The following is a 13015-nucleotide window of genomic DNA, read 5'->3' as shown; positions in this document are numbered from 1 at the left end:
GGCGCTGGCCCAGAGCCGCGACGCGCTGGCGGCCACCGCCGTGCCGCGCGGCGGCCACAGCGGCGGCGGCCTGGGCATGCCCAGCCGACCCATGGGCGGCGGCCACCCGTACCCGCCACAGCGCATGCACCCGTCGGCAGGGCATGCGCCGCAGGGCATGCACGCCGGTTTCGCCACGGGCATGACGCCCCTGGCCCGCGCCCGGCAGCGCGCCCAGGGCGTCATGGGCCAGTTGCGCAAGCTGCTGACGCAGCCCGCGACGGGCTTCGACATGATCAACGCCCCACCGGCATCGGCTGCGCTGGCCCACGCGCTGTCGGCCCACCGCGTGCAGGCGGATACGTACTACAGCAGCGTCGCCACGCTGACCGAGGACTACAGCCCCGCCGCCGTGGTGCAGCTCGCGGGCACCGTGCGCGAACGCTCCACCGAACTCAAGAAGAAGGCTTCCACGGCGGGCGAGAAGGCCATCATCGAAGTGGTGGCGCTGATGTTCCAGAGCATCCTGGCCGAAGACCGCATACCGCCCGCCGTGCGCGTGTGGTTTGCGCGGCTGCAGGTGCCCGTTCTGCGTGTGGCGCTGGCCGAGCCCGAGTTCTTCAGCAACCTGGACCACCCCGCGCGCCAGCTCATCGACCGCATGGGCGCCTGCGTGCTGGGCTTTGACGCCACCAGCATCAACGGCAGCGCGCTGGAGGCCGAGATCCGCCGCGTGGTGCAGGTGATCGAGCAGTACCCCGAGACGGGGCGGCGGGTGTTCCAACTCGTCCACGATGAATTCGAGAAATTCCTCGCCAAGTTCCTCACCGAGAAGCAGGCCACCTCCAAGATCGTGAGCGTGGCGCAGCAGGTGGAGCAGAAGGAAACGCTGGCCATCCAGTACACCATCGAGCTGCGCAACATGCTCAAGGACATGCCGGTGCGCGACGAGATCCGCGACTTTCTGTTCAAGACCTGGGCCGAGGTGCTGGCCCTGTCCGCCGTGCGCGAGGGCCCGCAGCACGCCGACACCGTCGCCTTCAAGCGCACCGCCGCCGACCTGGTCTGGGCCGCCAGCGCCAAGCCCCACCGCGCCGACCGCACCCAGGTCATCCAGAACCTGCCCGGCCTGCTGGAGCGCCTGCGCAAGGGGCTGGACAGCCTGGGCGTGAAGGGCCCGGCGCAGGACGCGCAGATCAAGGTGCTCACCGACACGCTGACCGACGCCTTCCTGTCCAAGACCGCATCCATTCCCCAGGCGCACATCGACGCCATGGCCAAGCGCCTGGCGAACCTGGAGGACTACATCAGCGACGCCACGCTGGGCGACATGCCGCTCAACGCCGACAACATCGAGATGATGCTGGGCATCGACGCATCGTCCATCCACGTGATCGCCGACAACGGCGCGCCCGTGCAGGACGCCATGGTGGCCTGGGCCCAGGAACTGCGGCCCGGCACCTGGTACACGCTGGACCACAACGGCGCGTCCGCCCAGGTGCAGTACGTCTGGCAGAGCCAGCGCAAGCAGCTGCACCTGTTCGCCGCCGTGGACGGCAGCAGCTACCTGATCCAGCTGCACCGCCTGGCCGCGTACCTGCAGGCCGGCCTGCTCGTGGCGCAGGACGAAGAGGGGCTCACGGTGCGCGCCACGCGCGACGCGCTGGCCAAGCTGGATGCCAATCCCGAGCGGCTGCTGGATTGATTTTTATGGGTCTTTTTGGCCCCCAGCGCTTATGGGATAAGCGCCAGCAGCTATCTAATTCATAGCAATCAGGCACCCGCCACGCGCTGGAACAGGCCACCTGGCAGGCGCGCCACATGGCCGTCCAGCTCCAGCTCCAGCAATTGCACCTGCAGCGATGCCGCATCGCACCCGGTACGCGCCACCAGCGCATCGATGCCCATCGGGTCGAAGCCCAGGGCTTGCAACAGCGGGCTTTCCGGCGGGCCCGCCGGTGCCGCGCTGCCGCCGTCCTGCGCCGGGGCGGGCAGGCACAGTTCTTCCAGGATGTCCTGCGCGGTTTCGACGAGCTTGGCCCCCTGGCGTATCAGCGCATGGGACCCCCGCGACTGGGGCGCGTGGATGGAGCCGGGAATGGCGAACACCTCGCGGCCCTGCTCGGCCGCCATCCGGGCCGTGATCAGCGAGCCGGAGGCCAGCGCCGCCTCGACCACCAGCGTGCCCTGCGACAGCCCCGAGATGATGCGGTTGCGCTTGGGAAAGTTGGCGGGCAGCGGCGGCGTACCCAGCGGGTATTCGCTGACCAGCAGCCCGCGCGCCGCGATGCGGTGCGCCAGGCCCAGGTTCTTGCGGGGATAGACGCGGTCCAGCCCTGTGCCCACCACGGCAATGGTGGCTGCTGCGGCGCCATCGGTCGCGGCGTCCAGGGCGCCCTCGTGCGCGGCAGCGTCCACGCCCAGCGCCAGCCCCGACACGATGGTGAGGCCCGCGCCCTGCAGCGCCCGGGAGAAATGCCGGGCGTTTTCCGCGCCCTGCGCCGTGGGGTTGCGGCTGCCCACCACGGCCAGGCAGAGGCCCGTGGGGAAGGGGTTGGCGTCCAGCAGCCGCGCAGGCCCCATGAGGTACAGCAGCAGCGGCGGGTCTTGCGTCTCCAGCAGCAGTGGCGGATACCGGCGGTCGCCCAGCGCCACGATGGCCCGCGCGGGCCCTTCGGGGCGGGCGTCGGCCAGCCACTGCCAGGTGGTGTCCAGCAGGGCCTGCCAGTTGTCGGGAACGGCGGTGAGCGCGCGCGCCTGGGCGGGCGTCACGCAGTGCAGCAGCGCCGCCTCGGTCTGGTCAAAGATGGCTTGCGGCAGGCCGAAGCGGGCCAGCAGGCTGCGCGCGGTGCCGTTGCCCACGCCCGGGGAGAGCGTCAAGCGCAGCCAGGCGCCAAGCTCGTCGCGGTCCATTCGGCAAAACGGCGCGGCGGCCTGGGGCGACGGGGCCTTACTCGGGGTTCACCAGGCGGTCGCCCACGCGCACGCCGTTGCGAATCTCCAGCAGCAGGACGTAGGACACGCGGTCGAAGGTGCGGAACACCATGGCGGTGCCGTTGCTCTCGCTGGGCAGCTTGATGGTGGCCTTGGCCTCGTCGGTGGAGTCCTTGATGCGCGAGCCGTTGGTCCGCACCGACAGGACCTGGCCCGGCTCGATGCCGTCCTGGGCGCCCTTGTTGATCGCAATGACCTGGTTTTGCGCGGCGTACGCCACTGCGGAGCTGCCGTAGATGGACACGACGCGCGCATCCACCTCGATGCCGGGAGCGCGCGGGGTGTAGCTGACGAAGGCGCGCCCGGGTGCGGGCAGGAGACGGTCGCCAGCGCGGATTTCTTCCTTGGCTGCCGACAGAGCGACGGTGGCGGGCACGTATTCGGCAACCCGCCCGCCCTTGCCGTCGTCGGTTTCCTCCAGGGACTCGCCGCGCACCAGTTCGGCCTTGCCCAGGTACTGGGCCTCGTAACCCAGGATTTCCCCGCTCACGGGGTCCTTGAGGGCCACGGCATCGCGGAACACGCGGAAGAAGCGCGGCGCCCCGGCCTCGGCCCGCAGGGGCGACGCGGCGTCGCCACGCACGTAGGCCCGGTCGCCGCTGGCCATCAGCACGCGCTCTTCGGTGGTGGCGACGATGCGGGGCGCACGGCGCAGCTCGTCGGCATCCACCACCAGGGGCTCGACCAGGAAGGGCTCGATCAGGTGGGTCTTGAGCGTGGGCAGGGCCGTGTCCGCCAGGCTGTCGGTGCGCGTGCGGGGCGAGACGCGCACGGTCTGGCCGTCAGCGGCAGCGCCGGGCGGCGTGGTGCGCAGGCGGGCATAGCCGCCGTTCTTGTCCAGGTACAGCGTCTGGCCCGGAAAGATCAGGTGCGGGTTGCGGATGGCTTCGAGGTTCATGCCCCACAGCTCGGGCCAGCGCCAGGGGCGCTTGAGGTACATGCCCGAGATGCCCCAGAGCGTGTCGCCACGCTGCACGGTGTAGGTGTCGGGCGCGTTCGGCGCCAGTTCGGACAGGGGCACGCCGCGCTCCGACACCTGCTGCGCCGTGGCGCGCTGGTGGGGGGTAATGGGATAGTTCTGCGCCTGGGCGGGTGCGACAACCAGGATGGCGCCAGCGATGATGGTGAGCGCGCCCAGGGCGGTCCGCCGCACGCTGGTGAATGCCGTCATGTTGTTCCTTTTCTCATGCATTGGGAAACGCCCCCCTCGCTGGCGCCGCGCTTTTACCGCGCAGCATAAATACGTTACAAAGCTTCTTAGATTCTCTGCTCAAGCCCTTGATTCGGCAACGATTATTGGCTTGCCGTGCTGCGGCAGCCGACGAAAGTGGCGAAAATAGCGACATCTTCAGGCTGCATTCATGGCAATTCTTCCCATTCTCTGTTACCCGGACCCCCGCCTGCACAAGGTCGCCCGCCCCGTCGAGGTCGTGGACGAGCGCATCCGGGCGCTGGCATCCGACATGCTGGCGACCATGTACGACGCCCACGGCATCGGCCTGGCCGCCACCCAGGTGGACGTACACGAGCGCCTGATCGTCATCGACGTGTCCGAGGAGCGCAACCAGCCCCTGGTGCTGATCAACCCCGAGATCGTCTGGGCCAGCGCCGAAAAGCACGTCAACGACGAAGGCTGCCTGTCCGTGCCCGGCATCTACGACGGCGTGGAGCGCCACGACGCCGTCCACGTGCGCGCGCTGGACGAGCACGGCCAGCCGCGCGTCATCGAGGCCGACGGCCTGCTGGCCGTGTGCATCCAGCACGAGATGGACCACCTGCTGGGCAAGGTGTTCGTGGAATACCTCTCGCCGCTCAAGCGCAACCGCATCAAGACCAAGCTACTCAAGCAGCAGCGCGGAGCGCGCGCATGAAGGCCGCGGCACTCGCGCTGTGCCTGGCGCTGGCCGCCCTGCTGCTGCCGGGCTGCGCCCTGGTTTCCAGCGAAAAGCCCGGCACGCCGCGCGCCGAGGTGCTGGCGCGCCTGGGGCCGCCCACCGCCACCATCCCGCTGCAGTCGGGCCAGCGGCTGCTGTACTCCCAACTCCCGGCGGGCTTCGCGGCGTACAACCTCGACTTCGACGCCAGCGACCGCCTGGTGCGCAACGAGCAGGTGCTGACGCAGACGCGCTTCGAGGCCATCCCCGTCGGCGTGTGGACGCTGGCCGACGTGCAGCGCACCTTCGGCCCGCCCCTGCGCGTGGAGCGCGTGGCGCGCTTCGACGGCGACATCTGGACCTACCGCTTCCGCCAGCTCTCCGACCCGCGCCTGGCCCACGTCCACGTGGATCGGCAGGGCGTGGTGCGCCTGGTGCTGTTCACCGACGAGCTGCCGAACGTCAAAGAACCGCGCGACTGATTGGCTGATCGATCGATGAGAGTCATTTTTGCGGGCACGCCCGACTTCGCCCGCGTGGCGCTGCAGCGCCTGCTGGACGCGGGCTTCACCGTGCCGCTGGTGCTGACCCAGCCCGACCGCCCCGCCGGGCGCGGCATGAAGCTGCAGGCGTCCCCCGTCAAGCAGTGCGCCCAGGCCCACGGCATCCCCGTGGCCCAGCCGCGCAGCCTGCGCCTGGACGGCAAGTACCCCGACGAAGCCGCTGCCGCGCGCGATGCGTTGCTGGCGGCCCAGGCCGACGTGATGGTCGTGGCCGCCTACGGCCTCATCCTGCCGCAGTGGGTGCTGGATTTGCCTCGCCTGGGGTGCCTCAACATCCACGCCAGCCTGCTGCCGCGCTGGCGCGGCGCCGCGCCCATCCACCGCGCCATCGAGGCGGGCGATGTGCAGACCGGCGTCACCATCATGCAGATGGACGCGGGCCTGGACACAGGCGCCATGCTGCTGGCCGAGCGCCTGCCCATCGCCCCCGCCGACACCACGGCCACGCTGCACGACAAGCTGGCCGACCTGGGCGGGCGCCTGATCGTGCAGGCACTGCGCGAGCACGCCACGCTGCGCCCCGTGCCGCAGCCTGCCGATGGCGTGACCTACGCCCACAAGATCGAGAAGCACGAGGCCGCCATCGACTGGTCGCAGCCCGCCGCCCTGATCGGCCAGCGCATCCGCTCGTTCGACCCCTTCCCCGGCGCCAGCACCGAGTGCGGCGGTGAAACCATCAAGGTCTGGAGCTACGAAATTGATAGCTACTCGTGCTTGCCAGATAAGCGCTTCGGGCAGATTTTGCTTGTAAACGACAAAGGCGTCACCGTCGCCTGCGGCGAGGGCGCGCTGCGCCTGACCACGCTGCAGCGCGCGGGCGGCAAGCGGCTGGCGGCGGCGGACTTTCTGCGCGGCTTTGCCCTGGAACCCGGCATGGTGCTGGGAAACCCATCCGCATGAGCCGCGCCGCACCCATCGCCCGCACGGCGCGCCACCCCGCGTTCCGCATGGCCATGGCAGACCTGGCGGGCACGTCCGTGGGCATCGGCGCCTGGGGCCTCGTCACCGGCGTGGTCATGGTCAAGAGCGGCATGCCGGTGGGACTGGCCGTGCTCATGTCGCTCCTCGTCTATGCGGGCAGCGCGCAACTGGCCGTCGTCCCGCTGTTGGCGGCGGGCGCGCCGCTGTGGGTGATCTGGCTCACCGCGAGCTGCGTCAACCTGCGCTTCGTCATCTTCAGCAGCATGTGGCGCAGCTACTTCGCGCACCTGCCGCTGCGCCAGCGCCTGGCCATCGGCTACTTCAGCGGGGACGTGATCTACGTGGCCTTCATGCAGCGCTTTCCCGAACAGCGCCCGCAGCCCGAGCAGGTGCCGTACTTCTGGGGCGCGGCGGCCACCAACTGGCTGGCATGGCAGGGGGCGTCCATGGTTGGCATCGTGCTGGCCAACGCGGTGCCGCTGTCGTGGGGCCTGGGCTTTGCGGGCGTGCTGGCGCTGGTGGGCGTGCTGCTGTCGCTGCTGTTCGACCGGGCCACCTGGCTGGCGGCGGGCGTGGCGGCCACGGCGGCCATCGCGGCCTTTGCGCTGCCGCTCAAGCTCAACATCCTGGTGGCCATCGCCGCCGCCGTGGCCGTGGGCCTGCTCATCGAGGCGCTGGAGAAGCATCGCCAGCCCCCCGACGTGGTGCTGGTGCCCCCCAAGGCCACGCTGCCGCCCGAGGAAAAGCGCCGCGTGGCCGCAGGCGACGAAGTGCCGCTGCGCGAGGAGGAGCACCCATGACACCCATGAACTGGGACTGGATAACGCCCGCCATCGCCATCCTGGGCCTGGCCGTCATCACCGTCATCTCGCGCGCCTTCTTCATGATCCCCGAACGCGAGGTGCCGCTGCCCGACTGGCTCAAGCGCGGCCTGAAATACGCGCCCCTGGCGGCGCTGACCGCCGTCATCGCGCCGGAGATATTGATGACCCAGGGCGCACTCATCACCACCTGGATGGACGCGCGCCTGCCCGCCGTGCTGTGCGCCAGCGCCTACTACTTCTGGCGCCGGGGCATCCTGGGCACCATCGTGGTCGGCATGGCGGTCTATCTGCCGCTGCACGTCGCCTGGGGCTGGTAGGGCGCTCCTTAAAATGGCGGGCTTCATTCTTCAAGCCTCTGCCATGAACATCCTTCGTTTCTCCGACCTGTGCGCCCAGGGCAAGGCCCAAGGCCAGCGCGTCTTCATCCGCGCCGACCTGAACGTGCCGCAGGACGACGCCGGCCGCATCACCGAAGACACGCGCATCCGCGCATCCGTCCCCTGCATCCGCATGGCGCTGGACGCGGGCGCGGCGGTGATGGTGACCAGCCACCTGGGCCGCCCCACCGAGGGCGAATTCAAGCCCGAGGACTCGCTCGCCCCCGTCGCCCAGCGCCTGTCCGAACTGCTGGGCCGCGATGTGCCCCTGGTTGCCGACTGGGTGAACGGCGTCACCGTCGCCCCCGGCCAGGTCGTGCTGCTGGAGAACTGCCGCCTGAACGTGGGCGAGAAGAAGAACAAGGACGACCTGGCCCGCAAGCTCGCCGCCCTGTGCGACATCTTCGTGAACGACGCTTTCGGCACCGCCCACCGCGCCGAGGGCACGACCTACGGCATCGCGCAGTACGCGCCCATCGCCTGCGCCGGGCCGCTGCTGTCCGCCGAGATCGACGCGCTGACCCGCGCGCTGGCCCAGCCGCAGCGCCCGCTGGCCGCCATCGTGGCGGGCTCCAAGGTGTCCACCAAGCTCACCATCCTGAAAAGCCTGGCCGACAAGGTGGACCAGCTCATCGTGGGCGGCGGCATCGCCAACACCTTCATGCTGGCGGCGGGCCTGCCCATCGGCAAGAGCCTGGCCGAACCCGATCTGGTGAATGAGGCCAAGGCCGTCATCGACGCGATGAAGGCGCGCGGCGCCGAGGTGCCCATCCCCACCGACGTGGTCACTGCCAAGGCATTCGCCGCCGACGCGCCCGCCACCGTGAAAAAGGCCGCCGACGTGGCCGAGGACGACCTGATCCTGGACATCGGCCCCGAAACCGCCGCCCGCCTGGCCGCGCAGCTCAAGTCCGCAGGCACCATCGTCTGGAACGGCCCGGTCGGCGTGTTCGAGTTCGCCGCGTTCGAGAACGGCACGCGCCAGATCGCCCAGGCCATCGCCGAATCACCCGCCTTCAGCATCGCAGGCGGCGGCGACACCCTGGCGGCCATCGCCAAATACGGCATCGAAAAACAGGTGGGATACATCTCCACCGGCGGCGGCGCCTTTCTGGAAGTGCTGGAAGGCAAGACGCTGCCCGCGTTCGAGATTCTCGAAAAACGCGCCGTTGCCAGCGCTTGATGCCTGAAGGCGCCAGAAGATTGCTCCTGGATTAATAGCTGCTAGTGCTTGCTGGATAAGCGCTAGAGGCCAATTTGGCTTATAACTTCTCTGGAAGCCGCTGCACCAGCCACTGGCGCAGCATGTCGAACACCGGCGCGGCCAGTTCGGGGCTTTCGTTGAAGATTTCGTGGAACAGGGGCCCGAAGCAATGCGCCTGCACCACCGCCTTGGGCGCGGCGGCGGCGAAGGCGCTGCTGCCTGCGGGGTTGACCAGGCGGTCGTCGCCCGCCCAGATCAGCAGCGTGGGTACGCCCCAGTGGGCGGCGCGGGCCACGGTGGCGGGGCCGCCCTCGGCGATGAAGCGCGCCAGCCGACCGCTGATGCGGTCGTGGCACAGCGGGTCGGCCCGGTAGGCGGCGCAGACGGCGGCGTCGTGCGAGAGGTACTGCGCATCCAGCCCGTTGCCCACACGCAGGTTGGGCGCGATGCGGGGCAGGGTGGCCAGCAGCAGCTTCTGCACGGCGCTCAGGCCGGGGTCCAGCGCGGGGGACGAGAGCACCAGCGCGTCCACCGGGCGCAGGTTCATGGACACGAAGCGCGCCGCCACCAGGCCGCCCATGCTGTGGCCCAGCAGCACCAAGGGCTCGCCCGCGGGCATGCGGGCGCGGGTGGCGTCCACCATGTCGGCCAGGTCGTCGAGCAGGCGCGTGTCGGTGGTGAGGCCGCCGCGCGGGCCGCCCGATTCGCCGTGGCCGTACTGGTCGTAGCCGCGCACGGCAAAGCCCCATGCGTTCAGGCGGTGGGCCACGGGGCCGTAGCGGCCCACGTGCTCGCCCAGGCCATGGACGATGAGCACGGTGCCGCGCCGGGGTGCTGCCGGAGGCAGGGGCCAGTCCTGCACGGCGAGGTTCTCGCCGTCGGCGGCGGTGAAGGTGGTGAGGGTGACTTCAGGCATTTCGCGCAGCGGCTCAGGCAGTTGCGCCCTGCTTGGCCATGGCGGCGATGACGTGGGCAACCGACGCGGTGAGCTTCTTGGCGTAGGGCACGTGCAGGAATTCGTTGGGGCCGTGCGCGTTGCTCTTGGGGCCGAGCACGCCGCAGACCATCATCTGCGCGGTGGGAAAGCCCTCGCTCAACATGTTCATGAGCGGGATGGTGCCGCCCTGGCCGATGTAGCCGCAGGGCGCGCCAAAGTGGGCCTGCGATGCCTGGTTGAGCGCCTGCTCGAACCACGGCGTGGTGCTGGGCGCGTTCCAGCCGGTGGCGGCGCCGCCGGGCTCGAAGGTGACGCGGGCCTGGTAGGGGGCGTTGTCTTCCAGCAGGGTTTTGAGGTCCTGCACGGCCTGGGCGGCGTCCACCAGCGGGGGCAGGCGCAGGCTGAGCTTGAAGGCGGTGTAGGGGCGCAGCACGTTGCCTGCGTCCTGCAGGGCGGGGAAGCCGTCCGCGCCGGTCACGCTGAGCGTGGGTTCCCAGGTGCGCTTGAGCAGGGCCTGCACGGGGTCGGTGGTGGTGGGCAGGGCGAAGGTGGTGGCGCCGCCACAGTCGTAGTGCGCCCACGGGAAGCGCTTATAGACCTCGTCGCCCAGGATGGCGGCGGTGGCGCGCGCTTGCGCGAGGCGGTCGGCGGGCACCTCGCAGTGGAAGCTGCCGGGCAGCAGGCGGCCCGTGGCGCTGTCTTCGAGCCGGTCGAGCACCTGGCGCATGATGCGAAAGGACGAGGGCACGAGGCCCGAGGCGTCGCCGGAGTGGATGCCTTCGGTGAGGATCTGCACCTTGAGCGTGCCCGCCGCCATGCCGCGCAGGCTGGTGGTGAGCCACAGCTGGTCGTAGTTGCCCGCGCCGGAGTCCAGGCACACGACCAGGGCCACGTTGCCCATGCGGGGCTTGAGCGCGGCGATGTAGGCGGGCAGGTCGCCCGAGCCGCTTTCCTCGCAGGTTTCGATGAGGCCGACGATGCGCGGGTGGTGTACGTTCTGGCGCTTGAGTTCCTGCACGGCGGCGATGCTGGCGTAGGCGGCGTAGCCGTCGTCCGCGCCGCCACGGCCGTAGAGCTTGCCGTCCTCGTACTTGGGCGTCCAGGGGCCGAGGTCGTTGCGCCAGCCGGAGAACTCGGGCTGCTTGTCGAGGTGGCCGTACATCAATACCGTGTCGGTGCTGCCGCTCTGCGTTGCGGCGATCTCGAAGAACAGCACGGGGGTGCGGCCTTCCAGGCGCACGATGTCGAGCGTCAGGCCCGCGACCTTCTGCGCCTCGATCCACGTGGCGGCGTTGCGCACCACGGTGTCCAGCAGGCCCTGCTCGGCCCAGTCGGCGGCGAAGGTGGGCGACTTGGCGGGGATGGCGATGTAGTCGGTGAGCTGGCGCACGATGTCGCCGTCCCACGCCTGGCTGACCCTCTCCAGGGCCAGGGCGGAGTCGAGCACGGCGGTGGGCAGGCGGGCGTTCATGGCGGATCCTCCGTGGGGGCAAATGGATGGAGAAACAAGTATGTCACTTTGGCGCGGTGGCCTCGACCCGGTTGCGGCCCGCGCTCTTGGCGGCGTAGAGGGCCTGGTCGGCGGCCTGGAGCAGCGGGTCCCAATGCGCGCCGGGCGCCAGGCGCGCGCCGCTTGCGCCCACGCTCACCGTGACGGGGATGGCATGGCCCTCGTGCATGCAGGGCGTTTGCGCTACGGCGGCGCGCAGCGCATCGGCCAGTTCGACCGCGCCGTCCAGCGGCGTGCCGGGCAGCAGCACCAGGAACTCCTCGCCGCCGTAGCGGCCCACCAGGTCCTGCGCCCGCAGCCGCGCGCACAGCGTGGCGGCCACGTGGCCCAGCACCCGGTCGCCCGCGCGGTGGCCGTGGGTGTCGTTCACGTCCTTGAAGTGGTCGATGTCCAGCATCAGCAGCGAATACCACTCGCCCGTGCGCACGGCGCGCGCCACGTCGCGGTCCAGCGCCAGCAGCAGGGCGCGCCGGTTGGCCACGCCGGTGACCGCGTCGTGCCCGGCGAAGTAGCGGTTGTCGGCGTCCGCCCGGTCCTTGGTCATGAGGATGAAGCCCAGCGACGAGAAGATGACCACCATGAACGCCGCCATGAAGGTAAAGGACTGCGTGAGGTTGCCGTGCATCAGCCCTTCGACCGGGATGGCGTAGGTGGCGGCTGCCACGCCGCGCACCCCCAGCAGCAGCACCTGCAGCGCCAGGCCCGCGGAGAACATGGCGGCGCCGCGCCGCTGCGCGGGCCGGTGCGGCCCCACCCACAGCGACCACAGCGCCAGGCCGAGCTGCACCGGCGGCACCACCCCCGCGATCATGAGGCGCATGCGGTAGTCGTCGATGTACACGGCGTACAGCACGGTCATGACCACCACCGGCACCAGCATGCGCCACCACGGCAAGGCGCGCCCCTGGAATTGATGCACGGCGGCCAGCACCAGCGCGAAGGTACACGACAGCAGCATGTTGGCGAGCACGATGCTCGCCCAGTCGGGCACCTTGCCGCGCAGGGTGAAGAGCACGTAGGTGATGGTGTGCAGCACCAGCCCCAGCGCCCACAGGCCGATGCCTTCGCGCCGCTCGGGCCGCACCGCCGCCAGCGCGCCCGCCATGGCAAGGGACGCCGCTGCCGTCATCAGCAGCATGGTGGGCACGTCGAGTGAGAGCGGCATGTAGGGCTGGGCGCAGTGAAGTCTGGCTAGGATAACCGGCCCGATCGCACGGGTTCTTGCGCAGCGTCAGTCTTTCTGCGGCAGCGGCGGCCCTGTCGCTACAGGCGGTCGCGCCAGGCCAGCCCTTGCGTGGTACCCGCTGCGGGCCGGTATTCGCAGCCCACCCAGCCGCCGTAGCCCAGCGCGTCGATCACGCCGAACAGGTAGGGGTAGTGCAGCTCGCCCTGGTCGGGCTCGTGCCGCTCGGGCACGCCCGCGATCTGGATGTGGGCCACGCGGCCCGTGGGCAGGTACCGGCGCAGCTTGGCGGCCACGTCGCCTTCCACGATCTGGCAGTGGTACAGGTCCATCTGCACCTTCACATTGGGGGCCTGCACGGCGTCGAGCAGCGCGTGCGCCTCGTCCTGCCGGTTCAAAAAGTAGCCCGGCACGTCGCGCGGGTTGATGGGCTCGATGAGGATCTCGCGCCCCGCGCGCGCGGCCTCGGCGGCGGCCCAGCGCAGGTTGGCAACGCACTGGGCCTGGAGCGCATCGCGCTGCGCGCCGGGCGGCACGACGCCCGAGAGCACGTGGACGCGCGGGCAGTCGAGCGCGTCGGCATAGCGCAGCGCCTGGGCGATGCCCGCGCGGAACTCGGCCTCGCGCCCCGGCAGCGCGGCGGTGCCGC

13 protein-coding genes are annotated in these 13015 nt (G+C 70.2%); 7 read left to right on the top strand and 6 right to left on the bottom strand.

Annotation, left to right across the window (positions count from 1 at the left end; all coding sequences use genetic code 11):
- A partial coding sequence (locus tag QM569_RS05075) for a DUF1631 family protein (RefSeq protein WP_414986143.1) occupies positions 1-1684 on the top strand: 1684 nt, incomplete at its 5' end.
- Positions 1685-1752: 68 nt separating this feature from the next.
- Here the strand turns inward: QM569_RS05075 and dprA are convergent.
- A complete protein-coding gene (gene dprA, locus QM569_RS05070) occupies positions 1753-2892 on the bottom strand; it encodes a DNA-processing protein DprA (RefSeq protein ID WP_414986142.1) in 1140 nt (379 codons plus the stop codon).
- A gap of 37 nt (positions 2893-2929) precedes the next feature.
- The gene (locus QM569_RS05065; RefSeq protein ID WP_414986141.1) at positions 2930-4144 is read right to left on the bottom strand and encodes a LysM peptidoglycan-binding domain-containing protein; all 1215 of its coding nucleotides are present in this window, start codon (positions 4142-4144) and stop codon (positions 2930-2932) included.
- A gap of 190 nt (positions 4145-4334) precedes the next feature.
- On the opposite strand from QM569_RS05065, the gene def reads away from it, so the two are divergent.
- From def to QM569_RS05035, 6 genes are read left to right on the top strand one after another with little or no spacing between them, the layout of a single operon-like run.
- Positions 4335-4844 (top strand): peptide deformylase, encoded by a 510-nt coding sequence (gene def, locus QM569_RS05060; protein WP_414986140.1) that lies wholly within the window; start codon positions 4335-4337, stop codon positions 4842-4844.
- On the top strand, positions 4841-5329 hold the full coding sequence (locus tag QM569_RS05055; RefSeq protein WP_414986139.1) for a hypothetical protein: 489 nt from the start codon (positions 4841-4843) through the stop codon (positions 5327-5329). Before def ends, QM569_RS05055 begins: the two co-directional genes overlap by 4 nt.
- 15 nt (positions 5330-5344) lie before the next feature.
- The gene (gene fmt / locus QM569_RS05050) at positions 5345-6310 is read left to right on the top strand and encodes a methionyl-tRNA formyltransferase (protein WP_414986138.1); all 966 of its coding nucleotides are present in this window, start codon (positions 5345-5347) and stop codon (positions 6308-6310) included.
- Complete coding sequence (locus tag QM569_RS05045; protein WP_414986137.1) at positions 6307-7131, top strand: AzlC family ABC transporter permease; 825 nt, start codon at positions 6307-6309, stop codon at positions 7129-7131. The genes fmt and QM569_RS05045 overlap by 4 nt, the downstream gene beginning before the upstream one ends.
- Positions 7132-7136: 5 nt before the next feature.
- Positions 7137-7472, top strand: coding sequence for an AzlD domain-containing protein (locus QM569_RS05040; RefSeq protein WP_414986144.1), 336 nt, complete (start codon positions 7137-7139; stop codon positions 7470-7472).
- Between the two features lie 43 nt (positions 7473-7515).
- Positions 7516-8715: a phosphoglycerate kinase gene (locus QM569_RS05035; protein ID WP_414986136.1), complete on the top strand. Its 1200-nt coding sequence runs from the start codon at positions 7516-7518 to the stop codon at positions 8713-8715.
- A gap of 79 nt (positions 8716-8794) precedes the next feature.
- On the opposite strand, the gene QM569_RS05030 is transcribed toward QM569_RS05035, so the two are convergent.
- From QM569_RS05030 to QM569_RS05015, 4 genes are all read right to left on the bottom strand, one after another.
- A complete protein-coding gene (locus QM569_RS05030; RefSeq protein ID WP_414986135.1) occupies positions 8795-9652 on the bottom strand; it encodes a lysophospholipase in 858 nt (285 codons plus the stop codon).
- Positions 9653-9665: 13 nt separating this feature from the next.
- Complete coding sequence (locus QM569_RS05025) at positions 9666-11144, bottom strand: M20 family metallopeptidase (protein WP_414986134.1); 1479 nt, start codon at positions 11142-11144, stop codon at positions 9666-9668.
- A 43-nt stretch (positions 11145-11187) separates the two neighbouring features.
- The gene (locus QM569_RS05020; RefSeq protein WP_414986133.1) at positions 11188-12348 is read right to left on the bottom strand and encodes a GGDEF domain-containing protein; all 1161 of its coding nucleotides are present in this window, start codon (positions 12346-12348) and stop codon (positions 11188-11190) included.
- 98 nt (positions 12349-12446) lie between these two features.
- The coding region (locus QM569_RS05015; RefSeq protein WP_414986132.1) for a hydroxypyruvate isomerase family protein at positions 12447-13015 on the bottom strand (569 nt) is incomplete at its 5' end.

Origin of the sequence: Acidovorax sp. (assembly GCF_047607405.1) — a bacterium.
In the GTDB taxonomy this organism is placed as follows: Bacteria; Pseudomonadota; Gammaproteobacteria; order Burkholderiales; family Burkholderiaceae_C; genus Acidovorax.
The sequence above is the reverse complement of the archived record's forward strand: the minus strand, read 5'-3'. Positions and strand labels throughout refer to the sequence as shown.

What these genes read in the sequence shown, in the direction of transcription:
- dprA (WP_414986142.1), bottom strand. Translation starts at nt 2,892, where the DNA reads ATGGACCGCGACGAGCTTGGCGCCTGGCTGCGCTTGACGCTCTCCCCG.
- QM569_RS05065 (WP_414986141.1), bottom strand. Translation starts at nt 4,144, where the DNA reads ATGACGGCATTCACCAGCGTGCGGCGGACCGCCCTGGGCGCGCTCACC.
- def (WP_414986140.1), top strand. Translation starts at nt 4,335, where the DNA reads ATGGCAATTCTTCCCATTCTCTGTTACCCGGACCCCCGCCTGCACAAG.
- QM569_RS05055 (WP_414986139.1), top strand. Translation starts at nt 4,841, where the DNA reads ATGAAGGCCGCGGCACTCGCGCTGTGCCTGGCGCTGGCCGCCCTGCTG.
- fmt (WP_414986138.1), top strand. Translation starts at nt 5,345, where the DNA reads ATGAGAGTCATTTTTGCGGGCACGCCCGACTTCGCCCGCGTGGCGCTG.
- QM569_RS05045 (WP_414986137.1), top strand. Translation starts at nt 6,307, where the DNA reads ATGAGCCGCGCCGCACCCATCGCCCGCACGGCGCGCCACCCCGCGTTC.
- QM569_RS05040 (WP_414986144.1), top strand. Translation starts at nt 7,137, where the DNA reads ATGAACTGGGACTGGATAACGCCCGCCATCGCCATCCTGGGCCTGGCC.
- QM569_RS05035 (WP_414986136.1), top strand. Translation starts at nt 7,516, where the DNA reads ATGAACATCCTTCGTTTCTCCGACCTGTGCGCCCAGGGCAAGGCCCAA.
- QM569_RS05030 (WP_414986135.1), bottom strand. Translation starts at nt 9,652, where the DNA reads ATGCCTGAAGTCACCCTCACCACCTTCACCGCCGCCGACGGCGAGAAC.
- QM569_RS05025 (WP_414986134.1), bottom strand. Translation starts at nt 11,144, where the DNA reads ATGAACGCCCGCCTGCCCACCGCCGTGCTCGACTCCGCCCTGGCCCTG.
- QM569_RS05020 (WP_414986133.1), bottom strand. Translation starts at nt 12,348, where the DNA reads ATGCCGCTCTCACTCGACGTGCCCACCATGCTGCTGATGACGGCAGCG.